The 23,093-nt window shown below is 27.1% G+C and carries 19 protein-coding genes and 1 riboswitch; of the genes, 12 read left to right on the top strand and 7 right to left on the bottom strand.

Going from position 1 to position 23,093, the window contains the following annotated elements:
* Nucleotides 1-72 precede the first annotated feature (72 nt).
* From LJ207_RS10725 to LJ207_RS10705, 5 genes are all read left to right on the top strand, one after another.
* Nucleotides 73-1,320 (top strand): DNA methyltransferase, encoded by a 1,248-nt coding sequence (locus tag LJ207_RS10725; protein WP_369414186.1) that lies wholly within the window; start codon nucleotides 73-75, stop codon nucleotides 1,318-1,320.
* A 15-nt stretch (nucleotides 1,321-1,335) separates the two neighbouring features.
* Nucleotides 1,336-4,707 carry a DEAD/DEAH box helicase family protein gene (locus LJ207_RS10720; RefSeq protein ID WP_229346501.1) on the top strand — a complete coding sequence of 1,124 codons (3,372 nt, stop codon included), beginning with the start codon at nucleotides 1,336-1,338 and terminating at the stop codon, nucleotides 4,705-4,707.
* Between the two features lie 20 nt (nucleotides 4,708-4,727).
* Entirely contained in the window at nucleotides 4,728-7,562 is a 2,835-nt protein-coding gene (locus tag LJ207_RS10715; protein WP_229346500.1) for an ATP-dependent DNA helicase, read from the top strand.
* A gap of 221 nt (nucleotides 7,563-7,783) precedes the next feature.
* Nucleotides 7,784-8,920: a DUF6765 family protein gene (locus tag LJ207_RS10710; RefSeq protein WP_229346499.1), complete on the top strand. Its 1,137-nt coding sequence runs from the start codon at nucleotides 7,784-7,786 to the stop codon at nucleotides 8,918-8,920.
* A gap of 220 nt (nucleotides 8,921-9,140) precedes the next feature.
* Nucleotides 9,141-10,031 carry a type IV toxin-antitoxin system AbiEi family antitoxin domain-containing protein gene (locus LJ207_RS10705; protein WP_229346498.1) on the top strand — a complete coding sequence of 297 codons (891 nt, stop codon included), beginning with the start codon at nucleotides 9,141-9,143 and terminating at the stop codon, nucleotides 10,029-10,031.
* Here the strand turns inward: LJ207_RS10705 and LJ207_RS10700 are convergent.
* Nucleotides 10,026-10,934: a nucleotidyl transferase AbiEii/AbiGii toxin family protein gene (locus tag LJ207_RS10700; RefSeq protein ID WP_229346497.1), complete on the bottom strand. Its 909-nt coding sequence runs from the start codon at nucleotides 10,932-10,934 to the stop codon at nucleotides 10,026-10,028. The genes LJ207_RS10705 and LJ207_RS10700 overlap by 6 nt on opposite strands.
* 214 nt (nucleotides 10,935-11,148) lie before the next feature.
* Entirely contained in the window at nucleotides 11,149-12,387 is a 1,239-nt protein-coding gene (locus LJ207_RS10695) for a MurR/RpiR family transcriptional regulator (RefSeq protein WP_229346496.1), read from the bottom strand.
* Between the two features lie 719 nt (nucleotides 12,388-13,106).
* On the opposite strand from LJ207_RS10695, the gene LJ207_RS10690 reads away from it, so the two are divergent.
* The 4 genes from LJ207_RS10690 to LJ207_RS10675 all read left to right on the top strand — a co-directional run bounded on the left by LJ207_RS10690 (nucleotide 13,107) and on the right by LJ207_RS10675 (nucleotide 16,220).
* Nucleotides 13,107-14,540 (top strand): DNA primase family protein, encoded by a 1,434-nt coding sequence (locus LJ207_RS10690; protein ID WP_229346495.1) that lies wholly within the window; start codon nucleotides 13,107-13,109, stop codon nucleotides 14,538-14,540.
* Nucleotides 14,541-14,811: 271 nt separating this feature from the next.
* Nucleotides 14,812-15,276, top strand: a complete 465-nt coding sequence (locus LJ207_RS10685) for a hypothetical protein (protein ID WP_229346494.1) — start codon at nucleotides 14,812-14,814, stop codon at nucleotides 15,274-15,276.
* Nucleotides 15,277-15,939: a hypothetical protein gene (locus tag LJ207_RS10680; protein WP_229346493.1), complete on the top strand. Its 663-nt coding sequence runs from the start codon at nucleotides 15,277-15,279 to the stop codon at nucleotides 15,937-15,939. It abuts the gene before it with no gap.
* Nucleotides 15,936-16,220 (top strand): hypothetical protein, encoded by a 285-nt coding sequence (locus LJ207_RS10675; RefSeq protein ID WP_229346492.1) that lies wholly within the window; start codon nucleotides 15,936-15,938, stop codon nucleotides 16,218-16,220. Before LJ207_RS10680 ends, LJ207_RS10675 begins: the two co-directional genes overlap by 4 nt.
* A 370-nt stretch (nucleotides 16,221-16,590) precedes the next feature.
* On the opposite strand, the gene LJ207_RS10670 is transcribed toward LJ207_RS10675, so the two are convergent.
* Nucleotides 16,591-16,809 (bottom strand): DnaB-like helicase C-terminal domain-containing protein, encoded by a 219-nt coding sequence (locus tag LJ207_RS10670; RefSeq protein ID WP_229346491.1) that lies wholly within the window; start codon nucleotides 16,807-16,809, stop codon nucleotides 16,591-16,593.
* A gap of 156 nt (nucleotides 16,810-16,965) precedes the next feature.
* Nucleotides 16,966-17,066: riboswitch (SAM riboswitch) on the top strand.
* An 86-nt stretch (nucleotides 17,067-17,152) separates the two neighbouring features.
* Between LJ207_RS10670 and LJ207_RS10665 the strand changes: the two genes are divergently transcribed.
* The 3 genes from LJ207_RS10665 to LJ207_RS10655 all read left to right on the top strand — a co-directional run bounded on the left by LJ207_RS10665 (nucleotide 17,153) and on the right by LJ207_RS10655 (nucleotide 19,310).
* Nucleotides 17,153-17,584: a hypothetical protein gene (locus LJ207_RS10665; RefSeq protein WP_229346490.1), complete on the top strand. Its 432-nt coding sequence runs from the start codon at nucleotides 17,153-17,155 to the stop codon at nucleotides 17,582-17,584.
* 336 nt (nucleotides 17,585-17,920) lie between these two features.
* A complete protein-coding gene (locus LJ207_RS10660; protein WP_229346489.1) occupies nucleotides 17,921-18,652 on the top strand; it encodes an FtsX-like permease family protein in 732 nt (243 codons plus the stop codon).
* Nucleotide 18,653: 1 nt separating this feature from the next.
* Nucleotides 18,654-19,310, top strand: a complete 657-nt coding sequence (locus LJ207_RS10655) for an ATP-binding cassette domain-containing protein (protein ID WP_229346488.1) — start codon at nucleotides 18,654-18,656, stop codon at nucleotides 19,308-19,310.
* Nucleotides 19,311-19,457: 147 nt separating this feature from the next.
* Here LJ207_RS10655 and LJ207_RS10650 read toward each other — a convergent pair whose 3' ends face one another.
* The 4 genes from LJ207_RS10650 to LJ207_RS10635 form a co-directional block, all read right to left on the bottom strand.
* Nucleotides 19,458-19,949, bottom strand: coding sequence for a hypothetical protein (locus LJ207_RS10650; protein ID WP_229346487.1), 492 nt, complete (start codon nucleotides 19,947-19,949; stop codon nucleotides 19,458-19,460).
* A gap of 296 nt (nucleotides 19,950-20,245) precedes the next feature.
* Nucleotides 20,246-21,472, bottom strand: a complete 1,227-nt coding sequence (locus tag LJ207_RS10645) for a HEAT repeat domain-containing protein (RefSeq protein WP_229346486.1) — start codon at nucleotides 21,470-21,472, stop codon at nucleotides 20,246-20,248.
* 280 nt (nucleotides 21,473-21,752) lie between these two features.
* Nucleotides 21,753-22,013: a hypothetical protein gene (locus LJ207_RS10640; protein ID WP_229346485.1), complete on the bottom strand. Its 261-nt coding sequence runs from the start codon at nucleotides 22,011-22,013 to the stop codon at nucleotides 21,753-21,755.
* Between the two features lie 67 nt (nucleotides 22,014-22,080).
* The gene (locus LJ207_RS10635; protein ID WP_229346484.1) at nucleotides 22,081-22,686 is read right to left on the bottom strand and encodes a recombinase family protein; all 606 of its coding nucleotides are present in this window, start codon (nucleotides 22,684-22,686) and stop codon (nucleotides 22,081-22,083) included.
* Nucleotides 22,687-23,093: the final 407 nt, after the last annotated feature.

Here is a 23,093-nt window from a genome sequence, read left to right as displayed (position 1 = left end):
TTCCTCCAATTTAGTTTGGTATTATCTTATTATATCATGTCCGAGAAAAAACTGTTTAATTAATTATACCCGATCCATGAGTTATCAAATCTAATTCAATTATGTAATAATATTTATGGTGAGGATAACTTTGTTAATAGCATTGTTTGGAAGAAAACAAATAGTCCTAAGTCTCAAGCATCTAATTTAGGTAATCAACATGAATTTGTTTTAGTTTATGCTAAAAATATAGAAAATATTAATTTTAATAAAAATATTGGTGTTATTGGTGAAGATTATAAAAAAGCATTTAGACATAACGATAATGATGGTAGAGGTCCATATCAAACTGTAGCTTTAATTGCAGGTGGGGCACAAAGATCGGAAAACAGAAGTCAATTTGAATTTAAAGGAGTAACGGAACAATGGCTTTATAAAAAAGAACAATTAGAAAAATGGTGGGATGAAAATAAAATATATGAAACTAATAATGGTAATTATAGACTAAAAAAATATTTGAAAAATGTAGAAGGGAAGTTAATATCAGATATATGGATCGATAATGAAATAAAACCTTTACAGGGAGGTACTTCTGAGTATTTAGGGTTTGACACTCAGAAACCAAGGTCTCTTATTAAAAGGATAATTAAATTAATAGATAAAAAAGATATAACTATATTAGATTTTTTTGCTGGATCAGGGACTACAATTGATGCAACAATTTCTCAAAATAAAGAAGATGGTGGTAATCGAAAATATTTAGCTGTTGAGATGGGGAATCATTTTGAGAGTATTATGATTCCAAGAATTAAAAAGAAATTAAGTAATTCTTTATTTAAATATCAAAAATTAGAACAGTATGAAGACACTCTAGAAAATATAAAGTTTGAGTCTAATAATCTAAGATTAATCAATGATTATGATGATTATATAATTAAATACATGCTTGATTATGAAACTAAGTCATCAGTCCTGAATATTGATAAATTTGATGACCCCTTTAACTATAAAATAACTATAACAGAAAATAAGGAAAAGATTGATAAAAAAGTAAATTTAATGGAAACTTTCAATTATTTAATTGGACTCAAAGTGAAAACATTTGATGTATATAATCAATTTAATAGAAAATATAAAGTTATAAGTGGGAAGAAAGATGATGAAAGTGTATTAGTTATCTGGAGAAAAACTATTGATTTAGATTTAAGGGCAGATAAAGAATTTATTGAAAACGAACTAAATATTGATGATTATAAAAAAGTTTATATTAATGGAGATAACTATGTAGAAAATTCTTTACTAATAGAGGAAAGCTTTAGGAAGTTGATGCTTAATGATTAAAGGATTGGTGAGATAATGCAATTACAAGACAGAGAAATTCTAAACAAATATCTTTTGTCATTATTTGGAGTTGAAGAATTTATAAGTAATGAGGGTAACTTTAAAACATTGAGGCAAGCTGCACAACCAGATTTAATAGATGATGGTTTTGATGAAGAAGGAAAAAGTTATATACTTCAAAATTTATTGATGGTTAATTTTGAAATTGAAGATGAATTATTTAATAAATTAGAAACTTATGATAGCAATATTAAAGAATATGTCGAGCATATTAGTGAAAATAGAGAAAACCTGATAGACTTAAAATATTTTCAGTATTTTGCTGTTTTATTCACTGAAATATTTTTGGATAGATATTTTAACAGTAAAGAAAAATTACTAATTGATATAAACAAATTTGTAGATAAAGAAAATAAAAAAATAAAAAAAGACAAAAGAAAATATTCATATTTTGAAGAAGACGATTTAAATAAATTAGCATATTATATGGCTACTGGTTCAGGAAAGACTCTTATAATGCATATAAATTTTCTTCAGTTTTTAAAGTATAATAAAACTAAATTAGATAATATTATACTCATCACTCCAAATGAGAGATTAACTAAACAACATATAGAGGAATTTAAAGTAAGTAACATTGATGTTGATCATCTAAATAATATGGGTGGAGGATTAATTGGAGATAAAGATATTTATGTAATAGAAATACAAAAATTAAAAGAAAATAAAACTGGTGAAGGTGAAAGTGTAGAAATAAGTACTCTGGAAGGTAATAATTTAGTATTTGTTGATGAAGGACATAAAGGAATGCAGGGGGTAGAATGGAAATCTAACAGAGAAGCATTGGCTAGAGATGGCTTTTTGTTTGAATATAGTGCTACTTTTGGCCAGGCTATTGATGATAAAATAGATAGATCAGAAAAGATTAAAAATGAATATCCCAGATATAATGAAAAAGTTGAGCTTTTAGGGCTTGATAAAGAAATTAAAGAAGAAATATTTAATATAAATAAAAATAATACTTATATAAACATGTCAAAATATCAGCTAGATAAAAAGTTAGATAGTATGGAAATATCTGATTATAAGAAAAGTCAGATCAAGGAGTTCCATGTAAATTTATTAGAAGAGTATTCTAAAGCTGTTATTTTTGATTATTCATATAGATATTTTTATCATGATGGTTATGGTAAAGATTATAATATTTTAAATTTAAAAGATTCGCAGCTTAAAGAATATAACTTTAGATATATGCTGGCAAACTTATTATCATTTTATGAGCAGAAGAAATATTATATTGAAAACAAAAAAACAATCAAAAAATATAATTTAGAAAATCCACTGTTAGTTTTTGTTGGTGATACTGTATTAGCTCCAAGTGGAAGTATGGCCAATATTGATAAAAGAAGTGTTAGTGATATAGAATTTGTTATTGAATTTATTAAAAATCTAGTTGATAACAAAGAAGAGATAATAGCCAATATAAATAATATTTTAAATAAGAAAAGTGGATTTGAAGATGAAAATGATAGAGATATTTTTGATGATAAGTTTAGATATTTGAAATCAAAAAATACTGATGTAAGAAAAATTTATAATGAAATCTTAGAATTAATTTTTAATACATCTAGTATAACTGGAGAATTAGAAATATATAATATTCAGGGCGGAGATGGTGAGATTGGTCTAAAATTAAAGGGGTCAAAAGATTATTTTGGATTGATCAATATTGGTAACTCATCTAAATTAATTGATAAATTTGAAGATAATAATTACAGAGTAAAAGAAGATGAGTTTTCTGATTCTCTTTTTACTGACTTAAATGAATCTACTTCAAAAGTAAATTTATTGATTGGGTCAAAGAAATTTACTGAAGGCTGGAATAGTTATCGTGTTTCAAATATTGGAATTCTTAATCTTGGTCGTAGCAGAGGATCACAAATAATCCAGTTATTTGGCCGAGGAGTCCGTATAAAAGGATTAAATGGTTCATTAAAGAGAAGTGAAGCTTTTAATGATGTATTTCATCCTGATTATATTAATCTTCTAGAAACGCTTAATATATTTGGTATAAGAGCTGATTATATGGAGGAGTTTAAAAAATATTTAGAAGAAGAAGGAATAGAGGATAAAGACGATAAAGAGATTGTTCTTCCTATTAAAGAAAATAATGAGTTTTTAAATAAAAAACTTTATACGATAAAGGTAAAAAAAGATGCTAATTTTGTTGAAGAAGAATTAATTGAATTAGAGATAAATAATAATATCTCTATAGAAGTGGATCTAAGACCTAAAACTGAAATAGTTTCAAGTTTAGATTCAGATATTGATTTTAAAGAAAAAAGTCAATATGATTATTACTATTTCAATCAAGAACAGTTAGATTTAATGGATTGGGATGAAATTTATTTAGATTTAATTAGACATAAGAAAAAGAAAAATTATAAGAATCTATTAATAAAAAAAGAAAAACTAAAAGAGATTTTAGATAGTAAAAATTATAAAGTTCATTGTGAAGAAGACACTTTAAAAATGAATAAGTTTGCTGACTTAGAAGAATTACAAGATATAGTCGAAAAAATATTGAGGAAATATGTTACTAAATTTTATAAAACATCTCATAAGCACTATCAAGATGAAAAATTAATTTATGAAACACTAACCAAAGAAGATTCTAATTTTCAAGATTATGTGGTAAAAATAGACAGAAAAAATTACAATTTAATAGATGAAATTGAAGATTTAATTCAAAAAGAAAAAGAAATTTTTTATTCAACTGACTTAAATAATAATAACCAATTTAATAATATTTATTTTGATAGACATCTTTTCCAGCCGTTATTATGTAAAAGTGGTGAAATCAAAACCACACCACAAGGTTTAGAAGAAAGTGAGGAAGTATTTATAAATCTTCTAAAAGAATATTTGGAGAGTGATGGAGCAAGAGATATCATAGAAAACAAAGAAATATTTTTATTAAGAAATCTAACTAGAAGCAAAGGTGTTTGCTTTATGGATGATGTTGATAGGTATTATCCAGACTTTATGCTTTGGATAAAAGATAATCAAAAACAGTATTTAAGTTTCATTGATCCTAAAGGGATTCATAATTTAGGTGAGATAAGAGAGCATCCTAAAGTACAATTAGCAAAAACCATAAAAGAACAAGAAACTAAAATTGCAGCTAATTCGATTACTGAAGATGATATAATTTTAAATTCATATATTATGGCCTACAGTGAATTTGAGAGTTCAAATAAACATTATAATCTCACTAGAGAAGAATTTAATGCTTTAAATATATTCTTTATAGATAACCAATCATTAAATAAATATAATTCCAGACCTATTGATAAATTATTTAGATCAATACTAGAAGTAAATTAATTTCAGGGAGGAATAAAACCATGAATGATATTTATAATTTACTAGATTTTAAACCAAATAAGGAGCAGCAAAAAGCAATTGAGACTACAGAAGGACCTTTATTAATGATTGCAGGTCCTGGTTCAGGAAAAACTCAAAGTTTGATTTTAAGAACTGTAAATTTATTAGCTAATAAAAAGGTACCAGCCAAAGATATTTTAGTATGTACTTTTACAGAAAAAGCTGCTCTTCAACTAAAAACTAGAATAGCTAATATGATTGATAATTTGGATTATAAAATTGATACTAGTGATATAATGATTAATACCATTCATGGTTTTTGCAATGAGATTTTAAGAGAATTTACAGATGTTCATCCACATTTGGATAGAGGATTCGAAGTTTTAGATGAAGTAATGCAGAAGTTTTTCATTAATGATAACTTTAAAAAAATATTGAGAGATTCAACTGATGAATCAAGAAGAAAAAAATATCTTAATAAGTGGAAATATAAATGGAGAACTATAGAAGGATTAATTAAATATTTCAATAAATTGACCCAAGAGTTAATATCGCCTGAAGAGTTAGTATTTAGTGGTGATAAATTTTTTGAAGAATTGGGTTATGCGTATCAAAATTATCGAGATTTACTATCTGAAAAAAATTATGTTGATTTTGCTTTTTTACAATATTATCTCAATGATTTATTGGAAAATAAAAAAACAGAGGAAGAATTAAAAAATAGATTTAAATATATAATGGTAGATGAATTTCAAGATACTAATTATATACAAGAAAAAATAATCTATAAATTGATTGAGAAAACCAACAATATTTGTGTTGTTGGTGATGAAGATCAGTCATTATATAGATTTAGAGGTGCTACTGTTAGAAATTTATTAGAATTCCCTAAACATTTTCCAGAAGCTGAAAAAGTTAATTTAACTATAAATTATCGTTCACACCAACAAATTATAGATATTTATAATCGTTTTATGAAATCACTTAAATGGGGTAATGCAAGGTTTAATAAAACAATAAAGCCCTGCAGACAAAATAGGATGCCCTTGTATAATAGTGTATTTAAAATTGACGAGTTTGATAAAGAAAGACAAGCAAAAAAAGTAGCTAATTTTATAGAAGATTTAAAAACAAGAGAAGTTATCAATGATTATAGTGAAGTTGCAATTTTAATTGATTCAGTTAAAGGTAAATACTCTGATTCTTTTATAAATGCACTAGGCAATAAAGGAATAAGAAGTAATTGTCCTAGAGCTAAAAACTATTTCAATTACGAGGAAATAAGATATATCTTGGCTTCATTTATTTATATATTTAAATTTGATAAAGAAACTGTTTCATATGCAAATGATTGGAGATTATATTTAGAAGAAATAAAAGCTGAACTTACTGAATTACTAAAAAAAGATAAATATTCAAACTTTTCAAATTGGCTTGAACAAAAGAAAGCATATTACAAAGAAATTGTTGAGAAGAAAGAAACAACAGATGAAAATTTATTAGATTTAATGTACCAGATGTTTGAGTTTGAACCATTTAAAAGATATTTAGATGATAATAGTTTATCTAAATACAATTTAGGAATAATGTCAGATTTACTAGCTAAATTCAATAAATTTTACTTAAAAGAATCACAAATCATTACTTTTAGGAATGCTGAATATATACCACAAAGATTATTTCAGAGTTTCTTTTATGTACTTCATCGTACAGGATTAAATGAATATGAAGATCGGGAAAAGATATTAATAAAAAATCATGTTTCAATAATGACAATCCATCAAGCAAAGGGATTAGAATTCCCTGTAGTTATTGTTAGTAACTTGGGTAAAAGGACTATGCAAAGTGGTAAGCTTGACAAAAAGTTAAAAGAATTTAAACACAGAGATAGTTTTGAAGCTGAACATAAAATCAACGATTTTGACTATATGAGAAAATATTATGTGGCTTTTTCAAGAGCAGAAAACTTTTTAGTTTTAAGCAAATATAGAAAGAATGCTAATCCGAAGGTGCGGCCAGTATATAATATGGTGAAAAATTTAGAGGAAATAGAAAAAAATGATTGGAATCAAGTAAAAATACATGCAAAAGAAAACAGCAAGCTGAAGAAGCAATATAGTTTAACTACTGATGTATTAGTATATGATACATGCCCCAGGCAGTATAATTTTTATAAAGAATCTGGTTTTACTTCAAGTCGTAGAGGTGGAGCTTTATTTGGTAGTTTAGTGCATGAAACAATTGAAGATGTAAACAAATATTATCTTAAAGATAATAGTGAAGAACTCAGTGATGATAAGGTTCAAGGTTGGTTTGAAAATAATTATGATAATTTAAGAGAACATATGCAGCAAAGCTTAGCTCCTAATATAAAAAAAGAAGCATTAAATCAAATTATTAGATATTATAAAAATAATCAAGACTTAATAGGGAAAATTAGTGAGTCTGAATTGAATATTAGTATAGAAAAACCAGATTATTTTATAAGTGGTAAAATAGATATAATTATTGATGATGATGGGAAATATAAACTGGTTGATCTTAAAGCAACTAAACCAGAGGAATCTGAAGAGAAGTTAGAACAATATAGGCTGCAGCTTGCAACTTATGCTAATTTATTAAAAGACAAACATGGAATCGATATTGAAAATGCAATGATATATTATACTGGAGCTAAAAATCAGAAAGAAGCAAAAATGAATATTTCAATAGAGGATAAAGATTTTCAAAAAGCTAATGATAAATTTGATAATATAGTTCGGAAAATAAAAAATGAAGAGTTTATTCTTAAAAATTTACCACCAAAGAAAATTTGCAGCGAATGTGATTTCAGATTTTTTTGTAATCAATATTAATATCAAAATATATTTGTTATATGATAATTACTCCAAGTAATTTTGGGATACTGTAGGTTCTATTATTCCTGATCTGCAGGATAAAAGGGAATGGCTTAAGATTAATGGTAGAAGGCTTGAGTTTTAGTTTTTCAATCGGGTTGTTTAATGTATGAAATTTAGTGAGTATTTTAATGTACAGTTTTTTTAAAACTATTTTCATAGAAAAGGAGTGTTTTAAAATGCAAATTGATGCTCATTATTATGCAGTTTTAGCATTAAGTAGATTTATTGGTTTTAGAAAGGATATCGCTCACAAGATATCTTACGCGTCGCAATTTGTTGATGATGCTCGAGTTAATTTAGTTACTCTATCTGATCATAATGATCCTTCGCTATTAAAGAAATTAAGCGAGACTCCACCTCTTTTTAACGCAGCTACTGCTCATAGTTATTTTGAAGTTAATACTTTAAGTTATGCTGCAATGGTCAATAATACTGCAGCGTTTCATTTTGTTCCAGGTTGTGAAGGAGAAAGCTTTGTTAAAAAGATGCGTTGTAAAAAAGAATCCCCAATTATTCTTGATATTTTAAAAGAAGCAAAAAATGATGATGACCCTGTTAAGTTTGGCTTAACATTACATGCCTATGCAGATACTTTTACTCATCAAGGATTTTCTGGCATAATAAGTAAAGTCAATGATGTAGATAAAGATAGAGCTTTTAATCAAGTCCATTTAGAATATATATATTTAATAAAGAATCGAATGATAAAAGAATTTTTGATAAAAATAAAAGATGTATTCTCTAAAGAAAAGCAAGATAAATTCATTCCTGCCTATGGACATGGACAGGTTTATTCTTATCCTGATATACCATATTTAGAATGGAAATATCGCTTTGATGCATCTGTTGATTTTTCTAAGAAATTTGAAGAAACTAGAATACATAATGTTGATAGATACAAAAAAGCATTTATGAAAATAAAAATTAATTTAGAAGACTTTTTGGAAAACAACCCAAAATTTAAAGATGATAATGTCTCTGGAGAATTTAACTTTGAAGATTTTTTTGAGGTATTATTAAACAAAGATATATTAGAGCAAAGAATAGAAGTCTGGCAGGAATACTTATTAGATGAAAATTTATTATCAGCAGATGATAAAAAAATTATAGAATATGATGAAGATTTATGGTTAAGAGATGCTTTTGAAGATTTTATAAGTCAAGATTATAAAAAAAGGGTAGTTTATGATGCATATTTAGCTGATAATTTTTTTGAAACAGATTGGTATAATTATTATAAAGGGATACATTGGTACAAAAATTTATTTTTTAAATCAGCCCAAAAACATGGTTTAGCTATACCTAATAAATAAATACTTTTGGATAGATGTAAATTAAAATCATGAACGAATATTTAATTCTAAATTTTTTCATTATATATAGTATATATACTATATATAACCTATAGTAATTAAAGTATAATATATTCAATTAAGCTTGTCAAATAAGTAATAACATGGTATAATTTAACCAATACAACCTAAGTATCTATAAGTATATATACTTATAGATACAATAAATGAGGTGAAAAACATGTCTAGAAGTAGATTTGAAACGATGAAGATTATAAAAAAAGAGATAATTAATGAGTTTGATGAAAAATTTAATAGGGGAGATATTGTTTTATTTAAAGACATCAATGATATGCTTAAATATAATAAAATTTTTTCTATCCTACCTAAAGCCACCAGGGTAAAAGACCTGATAAATTTTTTAGCTGAAAATAATATCCTGATTCCCTTCAAACATCAGATATCTAAAAATCAATCAACAACCAAATATGCTTTTAGAGAGATTTATAAATATAAAACACCGCTAAATTTAAGAAAAAACTCATTTTTAAGTCATTATACTACCATGTATCTTCACAACTTAACTGAAAATATACCAAAGAATAGTTACACTAATCAAGAACAATCAAAAAAACCTTCAAATAAGAATTATGATCTGCAGCAGAAAAATATTGATAAAGCATTTTCTAAACCAATGAGGAAAACAAATCACATAGCTTTTTTTGGTGATTTTAAGGCATATATGCTGAATGGAAAGAATACAGAAAGATTAGGAATAACTGAAATAGAAGTTGATGGAGATAATTTAGCAATAACAGATATAGAAAGAACTTTACTTGATATAAGTATCAGGCCTGGCTACGGTGGAGGAGTAGAAGAAATATTAAAAGCATATATTAATGCTAAAGGACAAATATCAATTAATAGACTTTTAGCTTATTTAAGAAAAATGGATTATATTTATCCTTATCATCAGGTTCTGGGGTTTTATTTAGAACGAGCTGGATATAAAGAAAGCCAGTTAAAGCTTTTAGAAAGCATGGATATTGAATATGATTTTTATTTAAATTATAATATGAAAAATCCATCTTTCTCAGAAAGATGGAAATTATACTATCCTCAGCATTTATAAATTTTTAGTTATTAATTCAACTTTATTTAAGACATAATCGAAATAGAAATCATAATTTTTTAGTTGATCTGAATTAAAAACTGTATCAATAACGGCTGTAAAACTGTCTTTATGAAATTCCCTATAATTTTCTAAATTATCCAGTATTGAAAGAGGAACTTTTTTAATTTTAAAAATTTCTTTTAGAGCACTGATGCTTTTTTTAGAAGTTAAGTTTATTTCAGAGAAATTTTCTAAAATAATATAGATATCAAAGAAATCCTGGGCACGGCCTCTTGGTTTGTGAGTTTCGATTATTTCAGTATATTCTTCAGTCTGCTGACAGATTGCTCTTAATTTCTCTAAGACTATCATTAGTGGAGAATAGACATATATGTGGTAATCATCTAAAATTTTGAGTTCTCTTTCCTTAACATATTCATGTCTGCTAATATCTACCGTGAATTTACGCTTAAATTCCCTGTTAAAGGGGATAGCCTGCCTGCTCATATTATTTGTAGTTGTATCATTATCTTCTTTAAGATCCTGCCATTTATCGAGCTCTAGAGCCTTAAAAGATAGTTGGTATCCTCCCCAAAAACCTTCCTTATCTGAATCCATTTCTTGAGGTTTTTTCTCTAACTTAATATCAAAAGCTTTCAGATCATTTTCTTTAAAAGTCCTTTCAAAAGATTTTGCTAAAATACTTTCTACTTCTTCTAATTTAAAATCCAGTCCTTCAAATGAATTTTCCATAGAAATATCAATATCGATAGAAGATCTCTGATTTAAATTATAAATATAATTTAGTGCATTACCACCTTTGAGAGCAAAAAGCTCCATTAAGACATCAGAGGCAGCAAACATTGATATTATGGTCAATCGTCTTATTTTATCAACTTTATCTTGATCGAAGTTTGGCATAATTATATTACTCCTAATTAATTATAGTTTTCTTCTGAGATAATTATATAAAGTTGGGTCTTGAAATAAAAAATAAAAACATATATTACTTCATTAACATTCTTTTTTGCTAATACTGCTCTTAAGAAGGAAAACCCTGAAGTATGTTAAATCCCCTTGTAATAGACAGAATCTGGTTTATTATAAAGGGATTTTTTTATTTAACAAAAACTGTTCAGACCAAATTCAAGCCTTTTTCTCTGAGCATTTTTTGGATTTGAAAGTTGAGCAGTTCAAAAAACATCATTTCATTGACTACAGCTTCAGTTCCTCCAAATTCATCCCCGATATTAATTTTCAAGTCAACACCTTCCAGTTGAACTATTTCTTCTTGACATTCCTTTATTTTTAAGATAGCGATATCAAAGTTGAATCCTTTTGCTTTCTTAATGATCCGAATTAAGCTTTGATCGCAGCTAGTTGAGCAAACAATAATAAGTAGATTGCTATATTTAGAAAGTTTCGATGCTAAAGCACTATTGAAGTTAGAAACACTATGCTCTTTAATCATCTGCAACAGTTTGCTTTTTCGGAGTTCAGACCTCTTTCTTATTCCGTCAATATTATCTAAGCATATTTTTTGGGAATTACAGTAGGAATTCACAAATCCCATGGTATTAAGTCTACGATGTAGAATATATTCTGTCATTTTATTATCATCGTAGATTAAAATATTATCTGCCGCATAAAGATATTCAAAAAAACTTTCAGCAGCAGATTTAAAAACCTCCCATTTTTCCAGGTTTTTTTTGAAAGCTTCATATTGGTTTCCCCAAGATTCAATGTTTTCGCTTGGAAAAGTTAAGTTACTTATATTCTTGGCGATATTTTTTTCAGAATAGCTATCCTTGGGCAGTTCGATATCAAATTCTTCTGTTTTGGCTTGGGCATCTTGGCTTAACTCGTTACTCAAAATTTTTTTAAAATCAGAAAAACCATCGAGATGCAGCTGGTTTTGCACAAATCTAATTAATGTGCTGCTGCTAATAGAAAGATTATCCGCGATATCATCTGCAGTAGAGTTAATAACTTTTTCTGGGTTATTTTTTATATAGGCCGCTATATTTTTTTGGATATCTGTTAGAAGATCTTTGTTAAGGTATGTATTGATGATGTCCATAATGGTGTAATTTTTAGAATAAGCAGAATCCGTTTTTTGAAGAGAAGCTAATTCAGCTTTCAGACGATCCTGAAAATCTTTAAACCCTTCTAGATTAAGTTCATCCACCAACCTAACAACCGTGCTCTGACCAGATTTAGTTTCTTCTGCTAGTTGCTTAATAGTAATAATAGAAGCTGAGTATGGATATTTCAAAATATAATCAGCTATCTTAGTTTGCGTCTTCGTCAATGAACCATTTTCGAGAACATTTTCTATCCTGGCGAAAACACCAGTAGTATTATAATCCGTCATAACGATCCCTCCTGCTAAAAATATATCATAAAATAGCTTATAAAGCAATAAACACACTAAAAAGAATATCAATTGAATTATTTTAAGCAACAAGGCTTGACATTTTTACCATATAATGCTACAATAAACTCATTACGAATCAAATAATCCTTAATTTATTTCAAAAACCAGGAATTAGAATAGTTAAAAATTCTAAAGATGTTTTAAATGAATCAAAAAGAGGTTCATGGTTCAACTACAGCAGAAAAAGCTAAATCACGGTTATAAATAGCAAAATTTAAATAATAAGGGGGATCCTGAGAAGTTAAGCATTGATAAGAGATATGACGAAAGAATAGCAATTTGAGTCAGTTTAATTTAAGAGTGCAAGATTAAGGGTTCATGATTAATACGGTTTAAAAGTATTGTTAATTAAGAGATTAAGAACTGGTTACTAAATTTTTTAAATTATAATTTAGACTGATAATCAGTAGATTACAGAATTACAGTTATAATCTGTATTAGTGATAATCAATTGATTATTTAAATGGTTTAGATGATTTAAATTAAAAGAAGTTACAGAATTACAGGTAAATAGACGGTTTTAGTTTGGTTATTGGATTAAGAAGTATATTTTTTAAGTTACTAACTTCTTTAAAAACTGTAAAACTGTAATTTTAACCAACAACCCAGTAATTTAGGCTTCTTTAAAAAATTAATATTTGGAGGTAATTAAAAAAATGAGTAAAAGTACAGCTATTAAAGGTAAGAGTTTCGACTACAGAAGTAAATTGATTAATGAAATTAAGAGTGTTAAGAAGTTAACGTTTAATCCCAGGGATATAGGCTTAAAAGTATTAAAATACCTGTCTGAAGATAAGGGCATAAAATATAAATATGTAACAAAGAAACAGTTATTTATGAGATATGAGAACGGAGTTTGGAAAGAGGAGTATGTCAAAAAGAAAGGTTGCTATTTAAGGAAGGTAGTAACAGATTTTTTAGCTGATATATCTTACAGGTTCAACCGAAGGAGCAAGGTTAATGAGGTAGTAAGAAATATCATGCATGAAGTAAGCGATGTTAGTAAAAATGATGATGTGTTTGATCCAGCAAATCAACCTAAAAGACTGATAAATTTTAAAAACCTGATATTCGATGCTGTGAATCAAAAAAAGCTACCCCATGACTCTAAACATCATTTGATATATCAGTTACCAGTTGATTATTCAGACAAGGCAGAATGTCCTTTGTGGGAGAAAACTCTTAAGGAATGGATTAATGATGAAGATACAATACTATTTCTTCAAGAGTTTATCGGCTATATGATGACCACTTATAACTGCACCCACAAATTTGTGATATTTTATGGTGGTGGATCTAATGGAAAAAGTGTATTTCTTAATATTGTAGAAAGTTTGTTGGGGGATAGTTATCATAGTATGGGATTAAAGAGATTCACAGAAAGAACTCGATGGACTGCACACGATTTGGTTGGAAAACTTGCAAATATTTGTTCCGATATCGATTATGTAAAATTCAAATATACAGGCCTGATTAAAAAATTGAGTGGTGGAGATTCAGTTGAAGCAGAAATCAAAGGCGGGGAAACATACAATTACGAACCAATCATCAAATTGTTGTTTTCTGCAAACAAGCTACCAGAAGCTAAAAATTTGACCCATGGCTTTTACAGAAGGTTGGAGATAGTCAATTTTCCTAACAAGTTTTCACCTAACATGGAAAATTATGATCCCCAATTAACCAGCAAATTAAAAACTGAATTACCTGGGATAGCAAGATGGGCTATTAATGGCTTGATTAGATTTTTAGAAAATGGGAAGCAATTTACCATTTCTGATACTATGAGAATAGACCTATTGAATTATATGGATCAAAAAAATGTATTCAGTGAGTTTTTAGAAGAATTTGTTGTAGAGACTGATGATCCAGATGATTATATTGTCAGCAGAAACCTATACAATATTTATAAGGATTGGGCAGAGAGAAACAATCTTGATGTGAAAACCATAGGAAAGTTAACCAGCTATATTAAAGACAACAAAATAGGTTTAAGTGAACAAGACAGCAGTAATTATGGTGCTAAAGTTAAAAATATTGATGGTAAATCGAAAAGATGCTATATAGGAATAAAGTTAAAGAAACAGAAATAAGTTTGAAAGCCTCCAGGATAAAATTCTGGAGGCTTCTTGTCGTAATCAGAGATTATGGTTGAAATTAACCTGGAGGTCATTGGTGGGTCAATCTGCCCTGCTTTTAATTATTCAATTTGTTTAAGCATAGCAATTATAAAACTGATTCCGATTAGAACCAGCAATGGAGTGCAGCAAATCAGCAGTTTCATTTTGACTTATTAAGCTTTATTCTATTAATAGAGAGCATATATACAGGTTGTTAAAGCATAAAGGGGGGTTAGTAAAAGTTATGAAGAAAAATAAGATGGGACTTAATATAGATAACGGAGTGTATTACCAATTCAAGGCAGCCTGTAATCTATATAATCTCTCAATTAGCGATGGAGTTGTATATTCCCTGGTTTTATTTCTACTAGAAAACGGACTGCCACTTAATCCAGATAAATTAGATAATAAGCTGCAGAATATGGAAGATGTGTTCTTGCATGTGGAGATCAGCCCCAGGGAAAAACTGTTTCAGAAGCAGAGTAATGTGGTTCAGATGGATAGGTGGGCAGAAAATGTTATTGATATTATTTCGAAGTATAATAGGATTCCCAAAAAAACGGTAACTGAAGAATATGCATGTCATTATATTTCACAGAAGTTGATAAATAAATTTCTTGAAGATAAGTATTCTAACTGGGAAAAGGCTAAGAAAGAAATTAAAGAAAAGATTAATTTAATAAAAAACAAAAATAAGGAGCTGGTTTAAGTGAAAATTAAAAATTATGTTGAATGGTTTAGAAATTTAGAAGAAGGTAAGAAAGAGTACTCTTTGAACTATCTATTAGGAAAAGAAAAAACACATAGAGATTTATCTCATGAAGAAGGCAGTAAACTCTATCACCTGCAGGCGGGAACAAAGAATCTGATTGATCAGGGTTATAGCAAAAGTGAAGTATTAAATAAATTGGTGTCCTACGGTTTAAATGATGAAATAGCTGAGATCATCTATGGTAACGCCGTAGAACACAGATCGATGCTGGCCAATGCTCAATTAATTAATAATATTGACAGCCAATTATTTTCTGATTTTGTTGCTTTTATCATAGATGATTATTTAATGCCTGGTTATTATAATTATATGAATCCTGATTCTTTTAGTGATTTGGATAAATTTAAGACCGTAGAACATGCCGAGAGAATAATGATAGTTGTAAGATATAAAGCACTGGAAGTTCTAAGAAGAGAAATTATTCTGCCAGAGTTATGGGAAGAATTAATTGATCATTTTCAGCTTGAGGAACCAAAAGCAAATATCTTTGTAAACCTGATTGACCAGCATTTAGATGAACTGGAAAAGACATTTATGGTAAGAATGCTTTTGAATATAGAAAGAGAATTAAATAAAAATAATGAGGAGGAAGTTGCGTGAAATCTGTAATAGATGGTAAACTGTATGATACTGAAAAAGCAGAATATATTGCTGGATGGGATAATGGTAAGCTTAACTCTAATCTGGATATGGTAACTGAAAAACTATACCAAACAAAAAAAGGAAACTTTTTTCTCCATAGAGAAGGAGGAGCCCGATCTATTTATGATGGAGAACCCGCTATAAAACTTTTGTATGAGGAAGAAGAAGTCAAAGAGTGGTTGGAGAACAGAAGACAGGCAGAAGCATATATAGAACTCTTTGATCCAGAAGAGGCATAAAATTAATTTATAAAAATATACAAAATTACCATATTTTTCTTGACAAAGGTAAGCGGAAGTGGTATAATATATTTAGAGTTAAAGATTAAGTGTTTTTATATCCACCGCAAAGGGGTTTGAAATCAGTCTAGTTATTAAGATTTCAAAAATATATCCATCATAAAAAGGGTTGAACTAAATTTTAGTTCATTGAAGCTTAAAGTTTAAATTATATATCCATTAATAAGAAGGATTTAACTCAAGAAAAAAGTGTTTAAACTTTAATGTTTTAACTATATATCCACTACAATAAGGATTCAACTAAAATTATTAGTTCAAAATTTAATCTTTAATTAGAAAGCCTCCTGAGTGATTGGGAGGCTCTTTTGCTTTATAAAGACTCAACACCAGGCAGTAGCTCTTCCTCCAGTGATTTTTTGGAGAAGATGCTATTGGTTTTATCTTTAATTTTATCCTTAGCTTTTTCTTCAACTTGATTTTTGGATTTATCAGTTTCTTCCCAACCACGAATATAAGTCTTTTCAAAATCAAAGTATAATTTTACTGATCCCGTCTCGCCATGCCTGTTCTTATCTATGATTAGCTCCATTTGGTCATTATCTTGGAGATTCTTTTTTTAAGCTGATGATTATTCAAAGATGATTACTAAAGTATTTGAAGAAGCAGAAAAGAGAGAAGATGATTGAATTATTATTTTGTAAATCTTATTATTCATGATAAGATGTAACTATAAATAAATATTTTATTCTTATTAAGAGTGGTGGAGGGAACAGACCCTGTGAAACCCAGCAACCCCTATTAAGGAAGGTGCTAATTTCTGCAGCAGTATATGCTGGAAGATAAGAAAAGATGCTAATGAATGACTAATGAGCTCTTCTCTTATATGAGAAGGGTTTTTATTTTTTTAAACTTTAAAATTAGGAGATGATAAAATGTTTTTAGATATAAAAGAAGATATTTTTAATTTAAATGAGGAATATTCAAATTTAAAACTTTATGAGGTTGAAATCAGATTAATTGAAATTGAAAAGAAAATAGTAAGGATATTAAATGAAGAAAATTTATTAATAAAGCCTTTAGTAAAAAATTTTAAAATTTATGTTAAGGAAACTAAAGATGATATATATCAGGAAAGGGAAAAACTAAGAGTGAAATCACTAATTGAACTTAAAAATAAAATTACTGATGTTATTGAAGAACATAAAAGAAGTAAAAATTATCATAGAAACCTTATAAGGTCATTAAAGCAAAAGAATTTAGAGGGTTCAACAAGAAAAGAAAAGTATTCTACTAATTTAAAAATAACTTTATTAGAAGAAGGATATTCAGAAGAGGAGATAGAAGGATTTTTCAGAAGAAGTTAGTGCTAATATAGATATTTAATTAATTATAAAAAGATATTTAATAATTAAAAACTTGTGAAACCTCCAGGATAATAATTTGGAGGCTCTTATCGTCAAAAGTTTTTTTCTCTTTGGGATTTATACATACTTTTTATTTTAAATGGCTGTTTATGTATTATATTAAGTATTATTTTGAATTATATATTTTTAAATTAAAATAAAATGTAGAGAATTGTTTTTATATAATTATTTAATATAAAAGGGATAATAACAGAATATAGACCTGTTTTGGCTTTAAAAAATAGTGATTTTAACATATTTATGGAACAATTAAATTTAAATTTAATTTCTGGAGAAATGCCTGAGTCAAATACTAGAGATATTATAATAAGTGATAATATTGCTCAAAAGAAAGGGCTAGAGGTAAGTGATTATGTTGGTAATGCAATAGATAGTGAAGAATTTCTTTGGGGGAGATTTAAAATTTCAGGTATATTTGAAGGTAATTTAGATATAGCTGTAACTTCTTTGGAGTATTTTGAAAGAAGGTTAGGTAGAGAATCTTCCCTTTTAGTTTTGCCAAAAAATAATTTGTCAGAAATGAATAATTCATTGATAAATTTAAGAGATAATAATTACAACATTGAAACTAAAAAAACCTTAATAAAAAATAATAATAAAAAGAATAGAGATTTATTAAATTTAATTTATATACTTATAGCTATTTTAACAGTTTCTTTAACTATTATTGTTGGTCTCTATATTTCATTATATTTGAAAACTAGATTAAGAGAGTTTGCCTTATATTATTCTAGGGGTATATCTAAATCTAATATAGTAAAGTTTGTCTTAAAAGAATTATTTTTAATAACATTTATGAGTCAAATTTTAGGTGTTATAGTTTCTTATTCTATTTTATTTATTTTGAAGGAGATAGTTTTCAGTGAATTGATATTTTTAGCTCAAATTTCTATGTTTGATATATATCTTATTCTACCATTATTTATTTCTATAATTTTAGTATCGTTTATTTTAACATTTAATAATCTTAAAACTGAAAAACTTGAAAACATAATAATGGGAGGGTAATATGAATAGAATTTTGATAGAATCGCTCTCTTATAAGAGAGAAATCAACGACAAATATGTTTTTGAAGATCTTAACTTAGAAATAAAAAAAGAAAAAGGAATAATCTTGATTTTGGGTCCATCTGGTGTTGGTAAAAGTACATTTTTACATCTACTTAATGGACTTTTAAAAGCAAATAAAGGCTATATTGAAATAAATGAAGTAAATATAACAGATTCTAGTTCTTTTGATTCCAATAAATTTTGGTCTGAAATATGTAATTTGATGTATCAAAATTTTCCATTAATTAATTGGCTAACTTGTAAAGAAAATTTGGATTTGGTTACAGGTAAAAAAAATATAAAAAAGATGTTAAGAGAATTAAACATAAAAGAAATATATAATAAATATCCCAACGAAATTTCTTTTGGTCAAAGACAGAGAATAGCATTAATCCAATGTTTTTTGATGAAACCTAAGATAAAATTATTAGATGAACCAACTTCTGCTTTGGGATATGATGACAAAATAAAAGTTATTAAATTGATTAAAAATATTACTGATAAGTACAATGAGTTATTTATTATTGCTACTCATGATAGAGATTTAATTAAATATGCAGATGAAGTATATGAAATTCGAAATCAAACATTAAAAACAAATAAAGTATCTTTTTAAACTTTTAGCCTGCAAAATAAATTTTATTTTGCAGGCTTTTTCTAATTTTAGTATAAGATTAATCTGCTCCTAACCCTACTTTTGTGAAGATTATAAACTTATTATAATTAATTATTCCGTAAGTATTTACTTTGGTTTTTATTCAAATCAAAAACTATTTGCTTTATGAAACTCGTTAATAAAAGCCTCAATATTTTTTTCAATAGCTGACATAATAAAACTTCTATCTCCTTCACCAACAGTTCCATCATCCCAAGCGGTACTATCCACTACATAAAAGCCTTCTTCTTTAGGTTTTTGAAAAAATGTACTTCTGTAAAAAGAAACTTTTGTATGAAAGATAGGAGCTGCATTATCTCTTATTGTTTGAACATATACAGAAATATAATATTTTCCATTATACTGATTTAAAGGGTCTATATTATTTCTTCTCAACATGTTTTCAGCTTTATTTCTTAAATTTTTTTCAGTTATGTTGACTTTTTCATTAACCTCATTAACAATATGAACATATACTTGAGGTTTTTCTACTTCAAGACCATATTCTGATTTAGTAATATTTTGAGCTTTTACTGAATTTAATCCCATCAAAATTGTTATTAATAATATACAAATAAATAATTTTTTTAAATATTTCATATTTTCCTCCTCTTAAATTTCATAAAACATAGATTTTGTATAATTAAAAATTTTATTGATAAATTAAAGTTAATTGAATAAATCTAATAAACAATTATGCCTTAATCTTTTACTCATTCGAGTTTTTGTATAAAGAATTGAATAATTTTTTTAAAATAATTTTTGGTATTTCAGCATTAATATCCTTTAATTACCCTTTTATATCTTTAAAATTTTTTGATCACATTGAGACTAGGATAAATTTTATAGTCTATTAATAAGAATAATTTATCCCTATATCTATCATAATATTATTTTTATCCCCTTTTAAAATTAGAATTTATTGAAACTGCTTTTCTGATAATTTCATCTTCATCATTAGATAATTTTTCTAAAGTTTCAACAGAAGTTTTATGGCTTCTAGCGACACTAACTCTAACATATTCATTTTTATCATCAGCAAGATAATCTAAAGTTTCTATTGCAGTATTAAAATTTCTAGCAACATTTTTTCTAACTTCATAATTCTCATCATCAGCTAATTCATCTAGAAGAGGATAAAGAGTTCTAGGATTTATAGCAACACTTGCTCTAACATTATAATCTTCATCATGAGCTAGTTTTTGTAAAATATCAAAAGAAGTTTTGGGATTCCCAGCAACTCCTTCTCTAACAAGTTTTTTATCATCAACAAGTTGTTTAAGTAATTCAACAGGAGTATTGGGATTAAAAGCAACACCACCTCTAACTATACACTTTTCATCATTAGTAAGTTTCTTTAAAATAAGATAAGGAGTATTAGGATTTTCAGCTATTTTTGCTCTAACATTTTTTTTATCAACAGTTAATTTCTCTAAAATATCATTATAATAAGGAATATTAAGATTTCTAGCAACTCCTTCTCTAACCCTATCTTCATCATCTTCAGCAAGTTCACTTAAAATATTATAAGGTGTGTTCGGATTTCTAGCAACTTTTTCCCTAACCCTATTTTCAGCATCTTTAGCAAGTTTACTTAAAATATTATAGGGAGTATTAGGATTAAAAGCAACTCCTTCTCTAACCCTATTTTCATCATCTTTAGCTAACTTCTCTAAAATAATATCAAGAGCTTTAGGATTTCTAGCAACTTGAATTCTCACCTTCTTTTCCCTATCATAAATAAGTTGTCCAAGCACTTCAAAGGGACAATTAGGATTTTTAGCAATCCTTTTTCTAACATTATCACTTTCGTCATTAGCAAGTTTCTTTAAAGTATAATTAGTAACATTCAAATTCTCAGCAATTTTCTCTCTAACCTTAAGATCTTCATCGTAAGTTAACCCTTCTAAAACAACAACAGGAGTGTATTGGTTTTTAGCGAGTTCCCAATGAAAATTTGCAATATCACCAGATGTTTGATCACTTTTTTGATAATTAATTAAAGTAATAATAAAGGCTTTTATACCAGTAAATAAATTATTTATATTTCCTAGGTTATTATTAGCTAATGAACGCTTAATAATATTATAAAGTTCTATCATAACAACAAAATTAATTTTCATAATATCACCTTTTTTATAAATTTAATACGAATTATTATATTGTTTCAATAAAAAGAAAAATATACCTTTATATTTATTTTTAAAAAATAAATATCTCTACCCATTAACACAACACAATATTAATTAAGGTGTGCTAATTAAAAATTTTGTTATCTCAATTCTATAAAATGAAATCAGTATTTTTATAGAAGTTAATATATAATGATATTTTTAAAATTATTGTTTGATAAATAATAACGGATTATAAAATGAAAGTTATTTTACAAAAATATAAAATATATTAATCCAATAATGGTTTTAATAAAGCTTTTAAAAAGAATAACAAAAATGATAAAAATAACAAAATAAAAGATAACACAGGAGTAATTATACTTATAATAAAAATTATTACTATTATATTTAAAATAATATCAGAGAAAGACGGGAATATACTAGATAGCAAAATATATAATATATATGCGACAACTAACCCAGTAAAAACATTAACAACAGTAGCAAAAAATCTGGACAATAATTCTAAAAACCTTTCTTTTAAGCTCACTGTTGGAACCTCCTATTTATAAAGTGTTCTCATAAAATTTCATAAGTTGTCAAATACTATTGTCCAATTATGAATTTTTTTCATACTCACTCTTTCTTCTATAAAATGTCGACTTACTAACATCCAGTTCTTCCATAGCTTCGACAGCAGTCATTTCTTCTTTGTTGTAAACCTGATCATAATAATATTCAAAATCATCTACTTCAATCTTAGGCCTGCCAAGATGGATTCCATTTTGGCGAGCTTTTTTTATTCCTTCAGCCTGTCTTTTATTAATTTTTTCTCTTTCTTTTTCAGCCATATACGAGAGCAGCTCCAAAACAATATTAGAAATTAATTCTTCCATCCCATTTTTAAATTTTCTGGTATCTAATAAATCCATATCCAAGACAACTATGTCTGCACCGATATCCATTGTAATCTCTTTCCATTCCTCTTTAATCATTCTATGATTTCTTCCCAGGCGATCTAAATCTTTAATAAATAAAACATCATCTTCTTTGAGTAATCTTTTTACCAGTTGATATTCAGGTCTATCAAAATCTTTTCCACTCATCTTATCCATAAAAATATAATCTTTTACAACGCCTGCTTTTAGCAAAGCATCTTCCTGTCTGGCTGGATTTTGTTCTTTGCTGGAAACTCTAATGTATCCATATTTTCTACCACTCATATTATTTCACCTCTATTTCCAATTATTAGTTATAGTATATCATAAAAGTTTCAAAAGGTATATAGCTATTATGGGAGATATCAAAATTAAATTTAGCACCTTTTGATACGAATTTAATAAAGAGAAAATAGCAGCTTAGATTAACTGCTATCACTGAGCTTGTTAATGATTTAAAGTTCTACTAATAAAAGAGTGTCTAAAGGTATAGCTTTTGAAAATACAAAAAGGCTGTTTTATAATTCAAAGTGAAATATTGACCTGTTGATTTAAATGAATAATTTGTTTTGCAGAAATAAGTTTTGATGATACTTGCTGAAATTATCGAGTCTTAGGTATTAATGCTCAATAGATTCGAACCTGTCTTTCAATTAATCTGCTATATATTCAAAGCAAAAAATTTAAAGATA

Source organism: Halanaerobium polyolivorans (assembly GCF_020711195.1).
In the GTDB taxonomy this organism is placed as follows: Bacteria; Bacillota; Halanaerobiia; order Halanaerobiales; family Halanaerobiaceae; genus Halanaerobium; species Halanaerobium polyolivorans.
This window is presented reverse-complemented; position numbering and strand designations above follow the sequence as displayed.